The following is a 19,309-nucleotide window of genomic DNA, read 5'->3' as shown; positions in this document are numbered from 1 at the left end:
CAAACGACCTAGTCGATCACTGCCCGCCGCGCGTCATCCCGAAAAAGCGCCGCATCTTATCCACCAGCTCATTGCTGGGCTCGGGGGTCGGCACGACCACCGGGCGAACACCGTGGCGTTTTCGGCGCTCGGCCAACCTTTTCTCCAGTGTGCGCGACAGGCTCTCGAGCAGTTCCTTGCGCGAGCTGAGGATGGTCTGCAGCGCGTCCTTGTCGAGCCTAAAGCACTCTACCGTACCGCGCGCGACCACCGTCGCGCTGCGCGCTTCGCCGGTCATCAGCCCCATCTCGCCGAACACCTGGCCGGGGCCGAGCACGTCGACCAGCTGCCGCCCCTGGCCCTCGTCTATCCACACCTCGACCTCGCCCTTGATCAGGATGTAGAGCCGGTGCGAAACCTGGCCCTGCTGCATGATGGTGTCGCCGCTGACGAAGGGCGTGAAGCGCAGCTGCTCGGCCAACTGCACGCGTTCGGCCTCGGTCAGCGGTGCGAACAGGTCGACGCGCGACAGCGCCGCGAGCCGCTCCTCGATGTGGCGGCGGTGGCGCGCCTCGAAGTATTTCTCGTTTTCCTTGGTGATCGCCACGTTGAACTGCGGCGCGGCGATGCGCACGTTGTGGCGCCTGAGCGCGGCGTCGACGTGCGCGCGTACCAGCGAATCGGTCGGGTCGTCGAGGTTGAGGTCGGTCAGCCAGTAGCGCACCGCGTAGCGGCAGAAGCCGGTCTCGAAGCCCATCAGCACGCAGTTGGGCGCCGGCTCGGCGGCGACGTGCGGGATGTGCGCCTCGTTCAGCGCGCGTTCGACCTGCTGGATCACCTGCGTCGGCAACGTGTCCCAGTCGACGTCGAAGGTCACCCAGCGCCGCCACTGTTCGGGTGCGCCCTGGCGTTTGCCGAGGATGACGAACTTCTGCTTCATCAGCACGCTGTTCGGGATCACCACCGTTTCCCAGTTGCGCGTCTCGACGCTGGTCGCGCGCCAGTTGATCTCGACCACGCGGCCGGTGACGTCGTCGACCTTCACCCAGTCGCCGATGTCGACCGAGTTGTCGAGCTGCAGCGCGATGCCGGCGAGGATATTGCCGAGCGTGTCCTGCATCGCGAACGCCAGCACCGCGGTGATCACCGCCGACGTGGTGACGATCTGCGACAGGTCCAGACCCGCCTGGCGCAACAGCACCAGCCCCCACGCCAGGTAGGCGACGGCGACGAGGATGTCCTCGAGAATGCGCGGCGGCGTCAGGCTCGCCACCGGCAACACCAGCCGGCACACGACCATGCCCCACACCCGCAGCACGATCAGGCCGAGCAGCACGACGCTGACCTCGGCGAGCAGCACCCAACTCATCGCGCGGCTGTCGCTGCCCAGCCACAGGGACAAGCGCAAGAGGCCGAACAGCAAGATGGTCAGCACCAGCGACATCCGCAGCCGGCGCCGGCTGTCCGGGCTGAAACGGTACAGCGCGAGCCCCATCAAGAGCGTGACGAAGGCCAGAGCCAGGGTGTCCTGCCAGCTGCCGGGCAGCGTGCCGCTGAGCCAGCGCGTCAGATCGGTCGACATGGCGTCCCCCTCCCCCTTGCAATGATTTCAGCATAGTCCCGGCGCAAAAAAGGCGCCGCCCCTTGCGGGACGGCGCCTAATGCGCTGAGCGGGCTCCGATCAGGCGGTCGCGGCGAGCTTTTCGCGCAAGTTGCGGGTGATCGTCATCATGTTCGCGAGCGCCGCCTTCACCTCGGGCCAGCCACGCGTCTTCAGGCCGCAGTCCGGGTTCACCCACAGGCGGCGCGCCGGGATCACCGCGAGCGCCTTGGTCAGCAGCCGCTCGATCTCTTCCTCGGCCGGGATGCGCGGGCTGTGGATGTCGTACACGCCCGGTCCGATCTCGTTCGGGTATTCGAAGTCGCCGAACGCGGTCAACAGCTCCATGTCCGAGCGCGACGTCTCGATGGTGATCACGTCGGCGTCGAGCGCGGCGATCGCCGGCAGGATGTCGTTGAACTCCGAGTAGCACATGTGGGTGTGGATCTGCGTCGCGTCGTCGACGCCGCTGCTCGACAGGCGGAACGCCTCGCCGGCCCACGCCAGGTAGGCGTCCCAGTCGGCCTTTTTCAGCGGCAGGCCTTCGCGCAGCGCCGGCTCGTCGATCTGGATCACGCGGATGCCGGCGGCCTCGAGGTCGAGCACCTCGTCGTTCAGCGCCAGCGCCAACTGTTTGCAGACCAGCGAACGCGGCGCGTCGTCGCGCACGAAGCTCCACTGCAGCATCGTCACCGGGCCGGTCAGCATGCCCTTCATCGGCTTGTCGGTCAGGCTCTGCGCGTAGGCCGACCACTCGACCGTCATCGCGACCGGGCGCGCGACGTCGCCGTAGATCACCGGCGGCTTCACGCAGCGGCTGCCGTAGCTCTGCACCCAGCCGTGGCGGGTGAACAGATAGCCGGTCAGCTGCTCACCGAAGTATTCGACCATGTCGTTGCGTTCGGCTTCGCCATGCACCGGCACGTCGAGGCCGAGCGCTTCCTGCTCGCGCACCGCGAGCGCGATCTCCTTCTGCATCGCAGTCTTGTAATCGGCGTCGGACAGCTCGCCGCGCTTGAACGCGGCGCGCGCGGCGCGGATCTCCGCGGTCTGCGGGAAGGAGCCGATCGTCGTCGTCGGCAACAGCGGCAGCTTCAGCCACGCCGCCTGCTTCTCGGCGCGCAAGGGATAGGCGCTGCCCCGCTGGTCGGCCCCGGGCGCGAGGCTGGCCAGGCGCGCCGCCACTTCCGGCCGATGCACGCGCGGGCTGTTCTTGCGGCTTTGCTGCACGAAGTCGCTCGCCGCCAGTTCGTTGGCGATGTCGCCGCGACCATGCACCACGCCGCGCTTCAGCAGTTTCAGCTCGTTCAGTTTCTGCACCGCGAAAGCGAGCCAGGTCTTCAGCTCGACGTCGAGCTCGGTTTCCTGCGCGGCGTCGATCGGGCTGTGCAGCAGCGAGCAAGACGGCGCGATCCACAGCTTGTCGCCGAGCTTCTGGCGCGCGTTCTCCAATTGCACCAGCGCGGCAGACAGATCGGTGCGCCACACGTTGCGGCCGTTGACCACGCCGGCCGACAGCACGCGGTTTTCCGGCCAGGCCGGCAGGAAGGCGGCCAGCTGTTCCGGCGCGCGCGTGAGGTCGAGATGCACGCCGGCGACCGGCAGCGCGTCGATCAGCGCGGCGTGCTGGGCAACGCTGCCGAAATAGGTCGCGAGCAAGAGCTTGACCTTCACCTCGGCCAACTTCGCGTAAACCGGCGCGAACGCGGCGCGCCATTCTTCCGGCAGGTCGAGCGCCAGGATCGGCTCGTCGATCTGCACCCAGTCGACGCCCTCGGCGGCGAGCGCCTCGAGCACGCCGGCGTAGGCCTCGGCCAACGTTGCGGCCAACTCGAGCGGCTGGCTGCCGTCCTTCGATTTACCCAGCCACAATAGCGTCAGCGGGCCGACCAGCACCGGCTTAGGCCTGACGCCGAGCGCCTTCGCCTCGCGAACCTGCTCGACGAGCCGCGCCGGGTGGGCGGCGAACGCGGTGTCGGCGCGCCACTCGGGGACCAGGTAGTGGTAGTTGGTGTCGAACCACTTGGTCATCTCCATCGCGTGGTGCGTCTTGTCGCCGCGCGCCAGCGTGAAGTAGCCCTTGAGATCCAACGACGCCGCGTCGAGGCCGAAACGTTTCGGCAGCGCGCCGACCAGCACCAGCGCGTCGAGCACGTGGTCGTACAGCGCCGCATCGCCGACCGGCACGCGATCCACGCCGGCGCCGCGCTGCAGCAGCCAGTGTTTTTCACGCAAGGACCGCGCGTTCTTCAGCAACTCGTCGGCCGGCAGCTCGCCCTTCCAGTACGACTCCAGCCAGAACTTCAGTTCGCGCTTCGCGCCGACGCGCGGAAAACCCAGATTATGAACAATGTTCATCATGCAATCCTTTTTTCAGTTAACGGATGCATGATGCGCGGCGCTCGTTTATGATTCAAACGCATTATATTTGCATCAAACATGAGGATCATTCATGAACCAGTCGCCGCTCGAACTGCGCCACCTGAAAACCCTCGTCGCGCTGGCCGACACCGGCAGCGTATCGCGCGCCGCCGAGAGGCTATTCCTCACGCAGTCGGCGCTGTCGCACCAGCTCAAACAACTCGAAGCCGCCTACGGGCTCGAACTGTTCGCCCGCAAGAGCCAGCCGCTGAAGCTGACGCCGGCCGGTGAACGACTGCTGACGCTCGCGCGCCATATCCTTCCCCAGGTGTCGAGCGCCGAGCGCGACCTCGCGCAGATCCGCGAGGGCGAGGCGGGCGAGCTGCGCATCGCGGTCGAGTGCCACACCTGCTTCGACTGGCTGATGCCGGCGATGGACACCTTCCGCAGCCACTGGCCGGCGGTCGAGCTCGACATCGTGTCGGGCTTCCACGCCGACCCGGTAGGGCTGCTGCTGACCAACCGCGCCGACCTGGCGATCGTGTCCGACGCCGAACCGCAGCCCGGCATCGCTCACCGGCCGCTGTTCGCTTACGAGATGGTCGCCGTGCTGGCGAAGGATCACCCGCTCGCGGCGAAGAAGTCGCTCGACGCGCAGGACTTCGCCGACGAGACGCTGATCACCTACCCGGTGCCCGACGACATGCTGGACCTGATCAAGAAGGTATTGAAACCGGCCGGCGTGAACCCGACGCGGCGCACGAGCGAGCTGACCGTCGCCATCGTGCAACTCGTCGCGAGCCGACGCGGCATCAGCGCGCTGCCGTTCTGGGCGGTGGTGCCCTACCTGGAACGCGGCTACGTGGTCGCGAGGACTATCGGCGAAGGATTGCAGAGCGAGCTGTACGCGGCGCTGCGCGAGGACGACGCGCGGCTCGCCTACCTCGACGATTTCCTCGCGACGGTGCGCGAGACCAGTTTCGCCAGCCTGCCGGGGCTGTCGGCCTTGGGGTGATGGCATGAAAAAGCTCGGCCAACCCTTTGAGGGTTGGCCGAGCTTTTTTATCACGCGAGCAACCCGGAAACCGGGGCGGCGCAGGAATGGTTCAGGCCGGCGGCGGCGACAGCGCGTGCAGCCGCACGATGGCCGAGCCGGTCGGCTCCTGCATCAGGTCGGCCAGCGTCACCGCGTCGAGCGTCGCGTAGAACGCGTCGAGCGCCGAGTCGAGCACGCCCTTCAGGCGACAGCCGAAACGCAGCGCACAAGGCGGATCGGCGCAGTCGATCAGTGCGTGCGCGGGCTCCAGGAGCCGCACCACCGCGCCGAGGTTGATTTCGGCCGGCGCTCGCGCGAGCCGCAAGCCGCCTCCCTTGCCGCGCGTGGTGACGATCCAGCCCTGCTGCGCCATGAAGTGCACCACCTTCACCAGGTGGTTGCGCGAGATCGCGAAGCGCTCGGCGATCACGGGGATCGTCGCCGGCACGTCGCGCGGCGCGACGGCCAGGTACATCAGCACGCGCAGGCCGAAGTCGGTAAAACGGGTCAGTTGCATGGGCTTCGGATCGTGGGAATCGGGCGGATCGAGCATAGGCGCGACGCCGCCCGGAATCAAGCCGTCAGACCGTCAGCGGGTCGGAGCCGAACACCTCGTAGTGCACGCGCTCGGGCGCGACGCCGAGCGACAGCAGCGCCGATTTCTGCGCGCTCATGAAGGGCAGCGGGCCGCACAGATAGTAGTCGGCCCCTGCCGTCAGCGCGTGCTCGGCCAAGGTGTCACGCTCGATGCGGCCGGCGTGGCGATGCCTGCCGTCGGCTACGCCGTCCTCTACGAACAGCGCGTGCTTGAGCCGCGGACAGGGCTCGGCCAGCGTTTTCAGCGTATCGGCAAAGGCCAGCGCCGCCTCGTTGCGCGCAGCGTGCAGGTAGACGATGTCGCGCGGGCTGTCCTCTGCGATCAGCGTCTGCAGCATCGCCATCATCGGCGTCTGGCCGACGCCGGCGCTGATCAGCACCACCGGCGTCCCGCGGTCTTCGTGCAGCACGAAGTCGCCCATCGGCGCCGACAGCTCCAGCACCGCGCCGGCCTTGAGCGTGGCGTGCAGGTGGTTCGACACCGTGCCGAACGGCCGGACGTCGTCGCCCGCCTCGCGCTTGACCGAGATGCGCAGATAACGGCCGTTCGGCGCGTCGGACAGGCTGTACTGGCGCGGCTGCGCGAGGCCCAGCTCGGGCAGGAAGACCCGCACCGACACGTACTGCCCCGGCTTGAAGGCGGGTAGCGCGCCGCCGTCGGCGGGCACGAGGTAGAACGATGCGATCTCGCCGCTTTCCTCCACGCGCTCCATCACCTTGAACGGCCGGTAGCCCGACCAGCCGCCGTCGGCCAGCGTGGAATCTTTATACAGCTCGGCCTCGGCGGCGATCAGGATGTCGGCGAGCTGGCCGTAGGCGGCGGCCCACGCGGCTATCAGCTCGTCGCTGGCCGCCTCGCCCAGCACCTCGCGGATCGACGCCAACAGGTGGCCGCCGACGATGGGGTAATGCTCGGCGCGGATGCCGAGGCTGGCGTGCTTGTGCGCGATGCGCATCACCACCGGCGCCAGCACCGACGGATCGTCGATGTGTTCGGCATAGCCGAGCACCGCGCCGGCCAGCGCCTGCTGCTGCTGGCCGGACGCCTGGTGGCCCTGGTTGAAGATGTGCTTCAGCTCGGGGTTGTGGCTGAACATGCGCCGGTAGAAGTGGCTGGTCAGCGTCACGCCGTGCTCCTTCAGGACCGGCACGGTGGCTTTGACAAGGCTGCGGGTCTGTTCGGTCAGCATCGTTCTTCCTTTTAGTGGCATTTTCAACACATGTTTTTCGGCGCAAGCGAAACCCGGCCGCTGCGCGGCGGCGGATTCAATAGATGCACTTTTAATACACCTTAAATGTCACCGTCAAGCGCAACGTCGGACTCGCCATAGAAAACGCCCCTTGCGGGGCGTCGGACAAGGCGGTTTTCAATACGGTGTGCTCAATAAGGAGCAAGCATGCCGGCGGCGATCTCCGCACGCGCCGCGGCGCACCATTCGCGCATCGCCGGCAGGCTCAGGATGTGATCGCTGTACGCCTGCGACGCCGGCGGCAGCTCGACGCCGTAGGTCTTGAAGCGGGTGACGACCGGCGCGTACATCGCGTCGGCCAAGGTGAAATGGCCGAACAGGAAGGGGCCGTCGTCCTGGAAGCGCTGGCGCAGATTCTCCCAGATCGCGACGATGCGCTCGATGTCGGCCTGCACCGCCGGCAGGTTCGGCAGCGTCTTGCCCTCGTGCGTGATGTCCATCGGACAGTTCTCGCGCAGCGCCAAGAAGCCCGAGTGCATCTCGGCCGACACCGCGCGCGCCAGCGCCCTCGCCTCGCGGTCGAGCGGCCACAGCCTGGCGCCGGGGAAGCATTCGGCCAGGTACTCGAAGATCGCCAGCGAATCCCAGATCGCGAGCTGGCCGTCGATCAACAGCGGCACCCTGCCGGTCGGGCTAACCGCGCGGATGCGTTCCTTCGAGTCGGCCTGGTACAGCGGGATCTGGTGCTCGGTGAACGGCTCGTCGAGCATCCTGAGGACGAGCCACGGTCTGAGCGACCACGATGAATAGTTCTTGTTGCCGATGATCAGTTTGAACATGCAAAGCTCCCGTGGAATCCGGGCCGGGTGGCGGCCCTCGCGATGATTCCAGTGTAATGGCGAACCGGCGCACGGCGACAGCCCCACAGAATGACTTTAGCATTTCATGCACTAAAGCCCGGCCCGATGCGGCCTTCACGACACGGCAATCGAACCGAAACATTTTCTTAACCGTTTTTTCCTAGAATCGACGCTTGTTTAGACAAGACCGCCCCTGCCGACAGGGGCCCGCCACACACTCGATCGACACTGGAGAACACCATGAACCGCGTTGTGAATCGCGCCACCCTGCTGATTTCGCTCGTTGCCCCGCTGTGGCTTGCCGCCTGCTCGAGCACCACCGCGCCGCAAACCGCGCCGAAGGCCGCCGCAGCCGCGGTCGACCCCGACGTGGCGCTCGCCTCCACCGTAAAGTCGGCGCTCGACAAGGATGCGTCGCTCAAGCCGCTGAACCTCAAGGTCACGAGCAAGAAGGGCGACGTCAAGATCGAGGGCGCGATGACCGACGACCAGCAGATGCTGAAGGCAGGCCTGATCGCGCAGGACGTGCCGGGCGTGAAGAACGTCGTCAACGACATGAAGTTCAAGTAAGCCGGCCGAGCACCGCACAAAAGAAAACGCCCCGCGCTGCGGGGCGTTTTGTTCGAGCGGCTCGAGTCAGGCGACGGGCCTCACTCGGCCTCGTCGATCCAGGCCATCTGGATGGCTTCGAGGATCTTCTCGCCGCAGTGGCCGGGCTCGTCGTCGAAACCGTCGAGCGCCAGCACCCAGTTCATCAGGTCGACGAAGTTGATCTTCTTCGGGTCGACGTCCGGGTGGGTGTCGGCCAGTTCGATCGCGATGTCGTAAGTGTCGGTCCATTTCATCGTTCAGCCCTCCTTGATATCGGCCACGCGGGCGCCGCTCGCCGACGCGAGCGCGTCGGCGGTGGTGCGGAACACCGCATACGGGCTGCCGGCGGCGGCCCAGATTTCTTCATATTGGAACAGGTCTTGGTCGAGCAGGATGTCGACTTCGCTGACATGAGCTATAGGCGACACGCCGCCGATCGCGAAACCGGTCTTCTCCCGCACGAAGGCGGCGTCGGCGCGAGCGATGGTCTTGCCGGTGAGGGTCGCCAGCTTGTTCGTGCACACGCGGTTGCTGCCGCTGGCGACAACGATCAGCGCGCGGCCGCTCTCGAGCTCGCGGAACACCATCGACTTGGCGATCTGCGCGACGCTGCAGCCGATCGCCGCGGCGGCCTCGGCCGACGTGCGGGTCGACTCGGCCATCTCGCGGATCTCGGCGTAAAGACCGAGCTCGGCCAACGTCGAGGCGACGCGGGCGACCGAGCTGTCGTGTTGCGCTTCGCTCATCGCGGCGCCGCTCAGTGGTGTTCGCGCGCGAGGTTGATCGTGTAGCGCGGAATCTCGACCACCAGGTCCTGGTCGGTGACGAGCGCCTGGCACGACAAGCGGGACTGCGGCTCGAGGCCCCACGCCTTGTCGAGCATGTCTTCCTCGAGCTCGTCGGCTTCGGCGAGCGAGTCGCCGCCTTCACGCACGATCACGTGGCAGGTGGTACAGGCGCACGACATCTCGCACGCGTGTTCGATCTCGATGTCGTGGGCGAGCAGCGTCTCGCAGATGCTCTGGCCGGTCGGCGCGTCGTCGATCACGGCGCCTTCGGGGCACAGGTCGGCATGCGGCAAAACGATGATACGGGGCATGCGTTCGTCCTTAGAGTTCGGAAATATTGTGGCCCTTGAGCGCGCGCTGGATGTTGCGGTCCATGCGGCGCGCGGCAAAGGTTTCGGTAGCGTGGTTGAGCGCGGCGGTGGTGGCGTTGACCGCGACCACTTCGCCGCCGGCGACGGCGGCGGCGGCGGCGGCCAGCGCGGCGTCGACCGCCTCGCGCTCGTCGAAGTCGAGCAGGTCGCCGTCGGCGGCGAGCGCGCCCTTCGTCGCGTCGATCAGCGCTTCGGCGTCGACGATGGCTTCGCGCAGGCGGCGCGCGTCGATGTCGTCCTGGACGTGCTCGATCGAGTCGCTCAGCATGCGGCTGATCTCGTCGTCGGACAGGCCGTAGCTCGGCTTGACCTCGATGCTCGCCTCGACGCCGCTGGACTGCTCGCGTGCGGACACCGACAACAGGCCGTCGGCGTCGACCTGGAAGGTCACGCGGATGCGCGCAGCGCCGGCAACCATCGGCGGGATGCCGCGCAGCGTGAAGCGCGCGAGTGAACGGCAATCGGACACCAGTTCGCGCTCGCCCTGCAGCACGTGGATCGCCATCGCGGTCTGGCCGTCTTTATACGTGGTGAACTCCTGCGCGCGCGCGATCGGGATCGTGCTGTTGCGCGGGATGATCTTCTCGGTGAGGCCACCCATCGTCTCGAGGCCGAGCGACAGCGGGATCACGTCGAGCAACAGCCAGTCGTCGTCGCGCTTGTTGCCGGCGAGCACGTTGGCCTGCATCGCCGCGCCGAGCGCGACCACCTTGTCCGGGTCGAGGTTGGTCAGCGGCGTCTGGCCGAAGTAGTCGCCGACCGCGCGCTGCACCTGCGGCATGCGCGTCGCGCCGCCTACCATCACGACGCCCTTGACGTCGTCGACGCCGATCTTCGCGTCGCGCAGCGCCTTGCGCACCGGGGTGATCGTCTTGTCGATCAGCGTCTTGCTGATCGCGTGGAAGGTCGCCTGGTCGAGCAAGAGGTCGATGACCTGGCCTCCGGACAGCAAGGCGGTGAAGCGCGTCTCGATATGTTCGGTCAGCGTCTCCTTGGCTTCGCGCGCGCGCGTCAGCAACAGCCGCGTGTCGTGCGGGGTAAGGCCGTGCAGGCCAGCTTTCTCGAGCGCCCAGCAATAGATGCGGTGGTCGAAGTCGTCGCCGCCGAGCGCCGAGTCGCCGCTGGTCGACATCACCTCGAACACGCCGCGCGACAGCCTGAGGATCGACACGTCGAAGGTGCCGCCGCCCAGGTCGTAGACGACGTAGACGCCCTCGGCGCCGTTGTCGAGGCCGTAGGCGATCGCCGCGGCGGTCGGTTCGTTAAGCAGGCGCAGCACGTCAAGGCCGGCGAGCTTGGCCGCGTCCTTGGTCGCCTGGCGCTGCGCGTCGTCGAAGTAGGCGGGCACGGTGATCACCGCGCCGGTCAGATCGCCGCCGAGGCTCGCCTCGGCGCGGACCTTCAGCGCGCGCAGGATGTCGGCCGACACCTCGACCGGACTCTTGGTGCCGGCGCGGGTGACCAGCTGCACCATGCCCGGCGCGTCGACGAAGCGGTACGGTTCGCGCGCGACGTGCGACAGGTCGGCAAGGCCCCTGCCCATGAAGCGCTTGACCGACACGACGGTGTTGGCCGGGTCGCGGCTCTGCTCGGCCTGGGCGGCGTAGCCGACCGCGACCTCACCGTTCTCCAGATAACGCACCACCGACGGCAACAGCGTGCGGCCGGCCTCATCGGGCAGACAGACGGCCGAGCCGCTGCGGACGGTCGCGACCAGCGAGTTGGTGGTGCCGAGGTCGATGCCGACCGCGAGGCGGTGCTGGTGGGGAGCGGCGGACAGGCCGGGTTCGGCGATTTGCAGCAGTGCCATGTGGGTGTCTTCGTGTAGGGCAGAGGTTGGCCGAGCCTGCCGGCCCGGACGCGATCAGAACAGCAGCGCTTCGATGGCGTCGCCGATTTCCTGCTCGAGCTTCTCGAGGAAGCGCCACTTGCGCACCAAGAGCGCGGCGGCGTCGAGGTCGCCGGCGGTATCGAGCGCGGTCTGCAATTCGGCTGTCAATGCGGACGCATCGCCGCGCAGTTCGCGAGCCAGGCGTTCGAGCGCGTCGACGTCGCGGTCGGCCTTTGCGTCCATCACCGCCTCGCGCCACTCCATCTGCGCCATCAGGAAGGCCGCCGGCATCGCGGTATTGGTTTCTTCCTGGGTGTCGACGCCGTGCAGCGTCAAGAGGTAGCGCGCGCGGGAAAGCGGCTGCTTGAGCGTCCGGTACGCCTCATTGACGCGGGTGGCCATCATCAGCGCGACGCGACGCTCGGCGTCGCCGGCGCGTGCGAAACGGTCGGGGTGAACTTCACCGGCGGCGGCACGGTAGCGCTCGTCGAGCAGCGGCGCGTCGAGCGCGAAGGCCCGCGGCAGGTCAAACAGCGTAAAGAAGTCCTGGCCGAAGGTCTCGGCGTTCAAGGGGTCGACGTTCATAGGGGCAGCCGGCTCAGACCTGGAAGCTTTCGCCGCAGCCGCATTCGTTCTTCACGTTCGGATTGTTGAACTTGAAGCCCTCGTTGAGGCCTTCCTTCGTGTAGTCGAGCTCGGTGCCGTCGAGGTAGGCGAGGCTCTTGGCGTCGGTGAACACCTTCACGCCGTGGCTCTCGAACACGATGTCCTCGCCGTCGATCGCCGCATCGACGAACTCGAGCTTGTAGGCCATGCCGGAGCAGCCGGTGGTCTTTACGCCCAGGCGGACGCCGAGCCCCTTGCCGCGTTTGGCAAGGAAGGCGGACACATGCTGGGCTGCGCGTTCGGAAAGGGTAATCGCCATCGCAAGCTTTCTGGTCGGATTCGTACTTAGCGAAACGGCGGGCCGCCCTCGTGCCGGAGGGCGGTAGCCGCTGTAGGGGTTGGCCGAGCCTTATTCCCCGTGCTTTTGCTTGTAGTCGGCCACCGCCGCCTTGATCGCGTCTTCGGCGAGGATCGAGCAGTGGATCTTCACCGGCGGCAGCGCCAGTTCTTCGGCGATGTCAGTGTTCTTGATCGACAGCGCCTGATCCAGCGTCTTGCCCTTCACCCATTCGGTGACGAGCGACGACGACGCGATCGCCGACCCACAGCCGTAGGTCTTGAACTTGGCGTCTTCGATCACGCCGCCTTCGCCGACCTTGATCTGCAGTTTCATCACGTCGCCACAGGCCGGGGCGCCGACCATGCCGGTACCGACCGTCTCGTCGCCCTTCTCGAAGGAACCGACGTTGCGCGGGTGTTCGTAGTGATCCAGAACCTGGGTGCTGTAAGACATTTTCGTTCTCCTGTGAGGGTGAGGTGTCGGTTTCCCGTCCCACCTCACAAGTCAATCAGTGGGCCGCCCACTGAACACTGTTGAGGTCGACGCCGTCCTTGAACATTTCCCACAGCGGGGACAGTTCGCGAAGCTTGTCGATCTTGCCGCGCATCAGCGAGACCGCGTAGTCGACTTCCTCGACCGTGGTGAAGCGGCCGATGCTGAAGCGGATCGAGCTGTGCGCCAGTTCGTCGTTGCGGCCGAGCGCGCGCAGCACGTAGGACGGCTCGAGGCTGGCCGAGGTGCACGCGGAACCCGACGATACCGCCAGATCCTTCACCGCCATGATCAGCGACTCGCCTTCGACGAAGTTGAAGCTGACGTTCAGGTTGTGCGGCACGCGGTGCTCGAGGTCGCCGTTCACGTAGACTTCTTCCATGTCCTTCACGCCGTTCCACAACCGGTCGCGCAGCATGCGGATGCGTTCGTTCTCGCTGGCCATTTCTTCGCGGGCGATGCGGAACGCCTCGCCCATGCCGACGATCTGGTGCGTCGCCAGCGTGCCCGAGCGAAAGCCCCTTTCGTGGCCGCCGCCGTGCATCTGCGCTTCGAGGCGCACGCGCGGCTTGCGGCGCACGTACAGCGCGCCGATGCCTTTCGGACCGTAGGTCTTGTGCGCCGAGAAGCTCATCAGGTCGACCTTGAGGGTCTCGAGGTCGATCTCGACCTTGCCGGTCGCCTGCGCCGCGTCGACGTGGAAGATGATGCCCTTTTCGCGGCAGATTTCGCCGAGCTGCGCGATGTCCTGCACCACGCCGATCTCGTTGTTCACGAACATCACCGAAGCGAGGATGGTGTCCGGGCGGATCGCCGCCTTGAATTCTTCGATGTCGAGCAGGCCGTTGTCCTTGACGCCGAGGTAGGTGACCTCGAAGCCCTGGCGTTCGAGTTCGCGCATCGGGTCGAGCACCGCCTTGTGCTCGGTCTTCACGGTGATCAGGTGCTTGCCCTTGGTCTTGTAGAACTGGGCGGCGCCCTTGATCGCCAGGTTGTCCGACTCGGTGGCGCCCGAGGTCCAGATGATTTCCTTCGGGTCGCAGTTGACGAGCTTCGCCACCTCGGCGCGCGCGTTCTCCACCGCCTGCTCGGCGTCCCAGCCGAAGCTGTGGCTGCGGCTCGCGGGGTTGCCGAATTTCTCGGTCAGGTAGGGAATCATCTGTTCGGCTACGCGCGGATCGATCGGCGTAGTGGCCGAGTAGTCGAGGTAGATAGGAAGCTTGAGCTCGCTCATTGTCATTTCTCCACGGAACCGGCGACTCAGGCCGCGCCGGTGACGGACTCGGCACAGGCGCGGCGATGAGCGCCGGCCTCGCGTTTATCCTGCAAAACGTTCGTCTCCTTGGTCCGCTGCTGGTCGATGAGACCGGCCAGCGTGACCTGGGAGAGGTAATCGAAAATGGTGGTGTTCAGGTTGGTCCACAGGTCGTGGGTCATGCAGCGGTGGTTGTCGTGACAGTTCTCGCGACCGCCGCACTGCGTGGCGTCGACCGGTTCGTCGACCGCGACGATGATATCGGCCACCGAGATGTCCGCCGAGACCTTGGCGAGCGTGTAACCGCCGCCTGGACCGCGCACGCTGTCCACCAGCTGCGCACGGCGCAGTTTGCCGAACAGCTGCTCCAGGTAGGAGAGCGAGATGCCCTGGCGTTCGCTGATACCCGCCAGCGTCACCGGACCGCCCGCTTCGCGCAGCGCGAGATCCAGCATGGCGGTGACCGCGAACCGGCCTTTGGTGGTGAGGCGCATAGTCTCGAACTCCCTTGGGGTGGTGAAACGATTATACCGAATATCCGACTAATTTAGTCAACTATCCGGACTCGGGGTTCCACCCCTGTGGCGCCGGCAAAGTTGAGTATTTTACTTGGTTTCTGCGTCGATGGGGATGGATTTCTCGCGGTGGCTTATAGGGCTTGGTGTATGATGCGGCCAAACAATCGTTTAAACCGTGCGTTTGCTCAGCGTCGCATTAGCTTCGCGGCGCCAAGCGCCCGGCCGCCGTCAAAGGGAGCCCCCATGAAACCTGTCGTGATCAGCGGCAGCGGCCTGTTCACCCCGCCGCACGCAGTCGGCAACGACGCCTTGGTCGCCGCCTTCAACCAGTTTGTCTCGCACTACAACATGGATCACGCCGGCGACATCGCCAGCGGCCAGATCGAGGCGTTGGCCGAGTCGAGCAGCGACTTCATCGAGCGCGCTTCAGGCATCAAGCAGCGCTACCTGATGGACAAGGACGGCGTGCTCGATCCGCGGCGCATGGCGCCGAACCTGGCCGAGCGCGGCAACGACGCCTTGTCGGCACAGGCCGAGATGGCGGTGGCCGCGGCGCGCGACGCATTGAAAGCTGCCGGTCGCGCCGCGAGCGAAGTCGACCTGATCATCGTCGCCTGCTCGAACCTGCAGCGCGCCTACCCGGCGGTGGCGATCGAAGTGCAGCAGGCGCTCGGCGCCGCGGGCTTCGCCTACGACATGAACGTCGCGTGCTCGTCGGCGACCTTCGGCATCCAGAACGCGGTGGCGGCGATCGTCGCCGGCCAGGCGAAACTCGCGCTGGTGATCAACCCGGAGATTTGCTCGGCCCACCTCAACTTCCGCGACAGGGACAGCCACTTCATCTTCGGCGACGCGGCGACCGCGCTGGTGCTCGAGGCGTTTGATACCGCACGCTCGGCCAACGTCTACGAGGTCCTCGGCGGCAAACTCGCGACGCAGTTCTCTAACCATATCCGCAACAACTTCGGCTTCCTGAATCGCTGCGCGCCCGAGGGCGTCGGCGCCGTCGACAAGCTGTTCGTGCAGCAGGGGCGCAAGGTATTCAAGGAGGTCTGCCCGATGGTCGGCGAACATATCGTCGCCCACCTCGGCCAACTCGGCATCGCCCCGCAGCAGGTCAAGCGTTTCTGGCTGCACCAGGCCAACCTGGCGATGAACGAGCTGATCGCGCGCCGCGTGCTCGGCCGCGACGCGACGCGGAGCGAGGCGCCGGTCATCCTCGATTCGTACGCCAACACCAGCTCGGCCGGTTCGGTGATCGCCTTTCACCTTCACAGCCAGGACATGGCCGGGGGCGACATCGGCGTGCTGTCGTCGTTCGGCGCCGGCTATTCGGTCGGCAGCGTCGTCCTGAAAAGACGCTGAACGGGCCGACGGCTTCATGCCGATCGACGCAGGGCTGGCCGAGTCTTCCGACCCGAGCCTCTACGCCGGTGCGTGCCACCACGCCGAGGCGATCAATAGCCGGCCTTGACCGAGCCGCCCGGCGCCGCGAGGCCCGGACGACTTTGACCTGCTGCAGCGCACAAGGTACATTCGGATCAGGGACAACCTTCAACGATAAGGAAAAGAACCTTGAAGCGAGCCGTGTATGCAGGGAGCTTCGACCCGGTCACCAACGGCCACCTGTGGATGATCCGCGAGGCAGTCGAACTGTTCGACGAATTGACGGTGGCGATCGGTGTCAACCCGGAAAAGCACTGCACCTTCAGCGTCGACGAACGGCTCGAGATGCTGCGCGCGGTCACGCGCGGTTTTTCCAAACTGAAGGTCGAGGTGTTCGAGAACCAGTTCCTGGTCAACTACGCGCGCAGCGTCGGCGCCAACTACATCGTGCGCGGCATCCGCACCGCCAGCGACTACGAGTACGAGCGCACGATGCGCTACATCAACTCCGACCTGCACGCCGACATCACCACCGTGTTCCTGCTGCCGCCGCGCGAATACGCCGAGGTGTCGTCGACCATGGTCAAGGGCCTGGTCGGCCCGGCCGGCTGGGAAGGCATGATCCGCCACTACGTGCCCGAGCCGGTGTACCGCAAGCTGGTCGCGCTCGACCAGAACAACTGAAGTATCATTGCAGGGTTGGCCGAGCCTCGGCCAAGCTTATGTACTGCCGACGCGCTCCCCGGGCGCGTTTTTTCATTGCCGGACTCCTGATCCATGAATGACTACGCCGCGTTTGCCAACCGCCTCGCCAAGAACTACAAGCACCTCGCCAAGTGGGCGCGCCGCCAGGGGCTCGACGCCTGGCGCATATACGACCGCGACGTGCCGCAATTCCCGTTCGCGGTCGACGTGTACGGCGCGCACGCGCACGTCGCCGAGTTCGACACCGGCTGGCAGATGGAAGACGCCGAATACGACGCCTGGGTCGCCGAATGCCTCGCCGTGGTGCGCCAGGTGACCGGCGCCGAGCGCGTCGCGTTCAAGACGCGCCGCCGCCAGAAGGGCGAGAACCAGTATGAGAAGACCGGCGAGGCCGGCGAGGACTTCGTCATCGAGGAGGCCGGCCAGCGTTTCTGGGTCAACCTAGACGCCTACCTCGATACCGGCCTGTTCCTCGACCACCGCAACACGCGCAAACGCGTGCGCGACGAGGCCGCCGGCAAGCGCTTTTTGAACCTGTTCGCCTACACCGGCAGCTTCACCGTCTACGCGGCGGCCGGCGGCGCGGTAGAAAGCGAGACGGTCGACCTGTCGAACACCTACCAGGACTGGTCGCGCCGCAATTTCGAACTGAACGGGCTCGACCTGTCCAAACACGCGCTGATCCGCGACGACGTGTTCCAGTACCTCGAGGACGCCGCCTTCCAGGGCAAGACGTTCGACCTGATCGTGATGGACCCGCCGTCGTTCTCGAATTCCAAGAAGATGCTCGACGTCCTCGACGTGCAGCGCGACCAGCGCCGCCTCGTCGACGGCGCGATGCGCTTGTTGGCGCCCGGCGGCGTGCTCTACTTCTCGAACAACCTCAGGAGCTTCGAGCTCGATCCGGCCCTGGCCGAGGCATACGCGATCGAGGACATCAGCGCGCAGTCGGTGCCTGAAGACTTCCGCAACAAGAAGATCCACCAGTGCTGGCGCATCCGCCATGCCGGATGATCCGGCCGCCCCGGCTCGGCCAACGTTTTAAGGACCGCTCCATGCCCCACGTCGTGATGGAATACAGCGCCGGACTCGAACCCGCCTTCGACGCGCGCGCCGCGCTCGTCGCCGTCAACGCCGCGCTCGCCGGCTGCGGCGAATTCGCCGCCGGCGACATCAAGAGCCGCGCGCTGCGCTGCGACACGGTGGAAATCGGCGACGGCGGCGGCGACGCGACCTTCGTCCACGTCAGGCTGCAACTGTTGTCCGGGCGCGATCTCGCCACGCGACGCCGGCTGACCGTGCTCGTGCTAGACGCGCTCCAGCACACGGTGGCGCCGCGCGCCGGCCTGCAGGTCTCGGTCGAGGCGGTCGAGATCGAGCGCGACAGCTACGCCAAGCGCAGCTTCTGAGCGCCCCGCCGATAGTCGCCCGCTATCGACTGCATGACGAAATACAATCCGCGCGCGCCCTTGCATCCGCGCGCGGCCGCGCCCATCTTGAAAAACACCCGGCCGGCGACCGCCCGGCCGCAACCCGTCTTGAAAGGAGCCGCCATGGCGCTCATCAACCTCACCGGCGACGCGTTCAACGCCACCGTCGACACCGACGACATCGTGATCCTCGACTTCTGGGCGAGCTGGTGCGGCCCGTGCAAGATGTTCGGCCCGACCTTCGAAGCCGCCGCCGAGAAACACCCGGACATCACCTTCGCCAAGATCGACACCGAGGAAGAACAGGACCTCGCCGCGCACTTCAACATCCGCTCGATTCCGACGCTGATGGTGCTGAAGAAGCGCACGCTGGTGTTCAACCAGGCCGGCTCGATGAGCCCCGCCCAGTTCGAGCAGCTGATCGCCGCGGTGCGCGAACTCGACGTCGACGCCGAACTCGCGCGCCAGGAAGCCGGCCAGGCCTGAGTCCCCCGCCTTTCGCCCATGCCAAACCGCTCGTAGGAGCGGTTTTTTCATGCAAACAATCTGTTTAAAATCAGTTAATTGGATGCGCTCGCCGCGATAGCTACAGTCAAAGTATTGTGCCCGGGAGCGCCATCATGAAACGCCCGCTGCTCGCCTTCCTGCTGGCCGTCCCGTACACCGCGCTGGCCGCCTGCCCGCCCGTCCTCAACCACCGCGTGCCGGCCTTGCTGGGCGGCAGCATCGACCTGTGCGCCTACCAGGGCAGGCCGGTGCTGGTCGTCAACACCGCCAGCGAATGCGGCTTCACGCCGCAGTTTTCCAAGCTCGAGGCGGTCTACAAGCAGTACGAGGCGCTCGGCCTCGTCGTCGTCGGCTTCCCGAGCAACGACTTCCACCAGGAAAAGGCCAGCGCCGAGGACATCTCCAGGGTCTGCTACGCGAACTACGGCGTAACCTTCCCGATGGCCGGCAAGGTCCACGTGACCGGCGACGACGCGCTGCCCTTCTTCAAGGCCCTGAGCGCAATGAGCGGCCAGAAGCCGCGCTGGAACTTCTACAAATATCTGGTTTCGCCCGACGGCAACCGGGTGACGCCGTTCTCCAGCCCGACCGAGCCCGACGACCCGGCGCTGATCAAGGCGCTGCAGCCCTACCTCAATTTCAAATCCAAGCCGATCAAGACGGGCTAGAGCCCGCTAAAGCCTGCTCCGTCCGGCTTGGGACAGTCGCAGGGGAATTATCGCCCCGCGGCTTTTTGCCGACTATGCGGCCTGACCACGCTCATCACGGACCGGCGCCAAGAACGCGCCTCCCTCCCCGATTCGTTCATGAAGGCGTTGCGCCCCAGAAAGATCTTAATGATAATGATTCCTCTTTAATAAGACGGG

General features: G+C 66.1%; 22 protein-coding genes. 8 read left to right on the top strand and 14 right to left on the bottom strand.

What is annotated here, in order from left to right:
• Window positions 1-16 precede the first annotated feature (16 nt).
• Window positions 17-1,561, bottom strand: coding sequence for a mechanosensitive ion channel family protein (locus DWG20_RS08805; protein ID WP_115433461.1), 1,545 nt, complete (start codon window positions 1,559-1,561; stop codon window positions 17-19).
• Window positions 1,562-1,660: 99 nt separating this feature from the next.
• Window positions 1,661-3,937, bottom strand: a complete 2,277-nt coding sequence (metE, locus tag DWG20_RS08800; protein WP_115433460.1) for a 5-methyltetrahydropteroyltriglutamate--homocysteine S-methyltransferase — start codon at window positions 3,935-3,937, stop codon at window positions 1,661-1,663.
• A 94-nt stretch (window positions 3,938-4,031) separates the two neighbouring features.
• Between metE and DWG20_RS08795 the strand changes: the two genes are divergently transcribed.
• Complete coding sequence (locus tag DWG20_RS08795) at window positions 4,032-4,955, top strand: LysR family transcriptional regulator (RefSeq protein WP_115433459.1); 924 nt, start codon at window positions 4,032-4,034, stop codon at window positions 4,953-4,955.
• Window positions 4,956-5,046: 91 nt separating this feature from the next.
• On the opposite strand, the gene DWG20_RS08790 is transcribed toward DWG20_RS08795, so the two are convergent.
• From DWG20_RS08790 to DWG20_RS08780, 3 genes are all read right to left on the bottom strand, one after another.
• Window positions 5,047-5,493, bottom strand: a complete 447-nt coding sequence (locus DWG20_RS08790; protein WP_115433458.1) for an RrF2 family transcriptional regulator — start codon at window positions 5,491-5,493, stop codon at window positions 5,047-5,049.
• Window positions 5,494-5,557: 64 nt separating this feature from the next.
• The gene (gene hmpA, locus DWG20_RS08785; protein ID WP_115433457.1) at window positions 5,558-6,763 is read right to left on the bottom strand and encodes an NO-inducible flavohemoprotein; all 1,206 of its coding nucleotides are present in this window, start codon (window positions 6,761-6,763) and stop codon (window positions 5,558-5,560) included.
• A 191-nt stretch (window positions 6,764-6,954) separates the two neighbouring features.
• The gene (locus DWG20_RS08780) at window positions 6,955-7,602 is read right to left on the bottom strand and encodes a glutathione S-transferase family protein (protein WP_115433456.1); all 648 of its coding nucleotides are present in this window, start codon (window positions 7,600-7,602) and stop codon (window positions 6,955-6,957) included.
• Between the two features lie 261 nt (window positions 7,603-7,863).
• Between DWG20_RS08780 and DWG20_RS08775 the strand changes: the two genes are divergently transcribed.
• Window positions 7,864-8,193 carry a BON domain-containing protein gene (locus tag DWG20_RS08775; RefSeq protein ID WP_115433455.1) on the top strand — a complete coding sequence of 110 codons (330 nt, stop codon included), beginning with the start codon at window positions 7,864-7,866 and terminating at the stop codon, window positions 8,191-8,193.
• Window positions 8,194-8,273: 80 nt separating this feature from the next.
• Here the strand turns inward: DWG20_RS08775 and iscX are convergent, their stop codons facing one another.
• From iscX to iscR, 9 genes are all read right to left on the bottom strand, one after another.
• Window positions 8,274-8,468 (bottom strand): Fe-S cluster assembly protein IscX, encoded by a 195-nt coding sequence (iscX, locus tag DWG20_RS08770; RefSeq protein ID WP_115433454.1) that lies wholly within the window; start codon window positions 8,466-8,468, stop codon window positions 8,274-8,276.
• Between the two features lie 3 nt (window positions 8,469-8,471).
• A complete protein-coding gene (locus DWG20_RS08765) occupies window positions 8,472-8,960 on the bottom strand; it encodes a YbaK/EbsC family protein (protein WP_115433453.1) in 489 nt (162 codons plus the stop codon).
• 11 nt (window positions 8,961-8,971) lie between these two features.
• On the bottom strand, window positions 8,972-9,313 hold the full coding sequence (fdx, locus tag DWG20_RS08760) for an ISC system 2Fe-2S type ferredoxin (protein ID WP_115433452.1): 342 nt from the start codon (window positions 9,311-9,313) through the stop codon (window positions 8,972-8,974).
• Window positions 9,314-9,323: 10 nt separating this feature from the next.
• Entirely contained in the window at window positions 9,324-11,183 is a 1,860-nt protein-coding gene (gene hscA, locus DWG20_RS08755) for a Fe-S protein assembly chaperone HscA (protein ID WP_115433451.1), read from the bottom strand.
• 54 nt (window positions 11,184-11,237) lie between these two features.
• Entirely contained in the window at window positions 11,238-11,789 is a 552-nt protein-coding gene (hscB, locus tag DWG20_RS08750) for a Fe-S protein assembly co-chaperone HscB (protein ID WP_115433450.1), read from the bottom strand.
• A gap of 13 nt (window positions 11,790-11,802) precedes the next feature.
• On the bottom strand, window positions 11,803-12,129 hold the full coding sequence (gene iscA / locus DWG20_RS08745) for an iron-sulfur cluster assembly protein IscA (protein WP_115433449.1): 327 nt from the start codon (window positions 12,127-12,129) through the stop codon (window positions 11,803-11,805).
• A 90-nt stretch (window positions 12,130-12,219) separates the two neighbouring features.
• Window positions 12,220-12,603 carry a Fe-S cluster assembly scaffold IscU gene (gene iscU / locus DWG20_RS08740; protein WP_115433448.1) on the bottom strand — a complete coding sequence of 128 codons (384 nt, stop codon included), beginning with the start codon at window positions 12,601-12,603 and terminating at the stop codon, window positions 12,220-12,222.
• Between the two features lie 55 nt (window positions 12,604-12,658).
• Entirely contained in the window at window positions 12,659-13,876 is a 1,218-nt protein-coding gene (locus tag DWG20_RS08735; RefSeq protein ID WP_115433447.1) for an IscS subfamily cysteine desulfurase, read from the bottom strand.
• A 26-nt stretch (window positions 13,877-13,902) separates the two neighbouring features.
• Window positions 13,903-14,391, bottom strand: coding sequence for a Fe-S cluster assembly transcriptional regulator IscR (gene iscR / locus DWG20_RS08730; RefSeq protein WP_115433446.1), 489 nt, complete (start codon window positions 14,389-14,391; stop codon window positions 13,903-13,905).
• Between the two features lie 267 nt (window positions 14,392-14,658).
• On the opposite strand from iscR, the gene DWG20_RS08725 reads away from it, so the two are divergent.
• The 6 genes from DWG20_RS08725 to DWG20_RS08700 all read left to right on the top strand — a co-directional run bounded on the left by DWG20_RS08725 (window position 14,659) and on the right by DWG20_RS08700 (window position 19,111).
• Window positions 14,659-15,780: a beta-ketoacyl-ACP synthase III gene (locus tag DWG20_RS08725; RefSeq protein ID WP_115433445.1), complete on the top strand. Its 1,122-nt coding sequence runs from the start codon at window positions 14,659-14,661 to the stop codon at window positions 15,778-15,780.
• A 210-nt stretch (window positions 15,781-15,990) separates the two neighbouring features.
• Window positions 15,991-16,485, top strand: a complete 495-nt coding sequence (gene coaD / locus DWG20_RS08720; protein WP_115433444.1) for a pantetheine-phosphate adenylyltransferase — start codon at window positions 15,991-15,993, stop codon at window positions 16,483-16,485.
• Between the two features lie 93 nt (window positions 16,486-16,578).
• Window positions 16,579-17,520: a class I SAM-dependent methyltransferase gene (locus tag DWG20_RS08715; RefSeq protein WP_115433443.1), complete on the top strand. Its 942-nt coding sequence runs from the start codon at window positions 16,579-16,581 to the stop codon at window positions 17,518-17,520.
• A 41-nt stretch (window positions 17,521-17,561) separates the two neighbouring features.
• On the top strand, window positions 17,562-17,915 hold the full coding sequence (locus tag DWG20_RS08710; protein ID WP_220271943.1) for a 5-carboxymethyl-2-hydroxymuconate Delta-isomerase: 354 nt from the start codon (window positions 17,562-17,564) through the stop codon (window positions 17,913-17,915).
• A 144-nt stretch (window positions 17,916-18,059) separates the two neighbouring features.
• Window positions 18,060-18,422 (top strand): thioredoxin, encoded by a 363-nt coding sequence (gene trxA, locus DWG20_RS08705; protein ID WP_115433441.1) that lies wholly within the window; start codon window positions 18,060-18,062, stop codon window positions 18,420-18,422.
• Between the two features lie 134 nt (window positions 18,423-18,556).
• Complete coding sequence (locus DWG20_RS08700) at window positions 18,557-19,111, top strand: glutathione peroxidase (protein WP_115433440.1); 555 nt, start codon at window positions 18,557-18,559, stop codon at window positions 19,109-19,111.
• Window positions 19,112-19,309 lie beyond the last annotated feature (198 nt).

The organism is Crenobacter cavernae, from assembly GCF_003355495.1.
In the GTDB taxonomy this organism is placed as follows: domain Bacteria; phylum Pseudomonadota; class Gammaproteobacteria; order Burkholderiales; family Chromobacteriaceae; genus Crenobacter; species Crenobacter cavernae.
The sequence above is the reverse complement of the archived record's forward strand: the minus strand, read 5'-3'. Positions and strand labels throughout refer to the sequence as shown.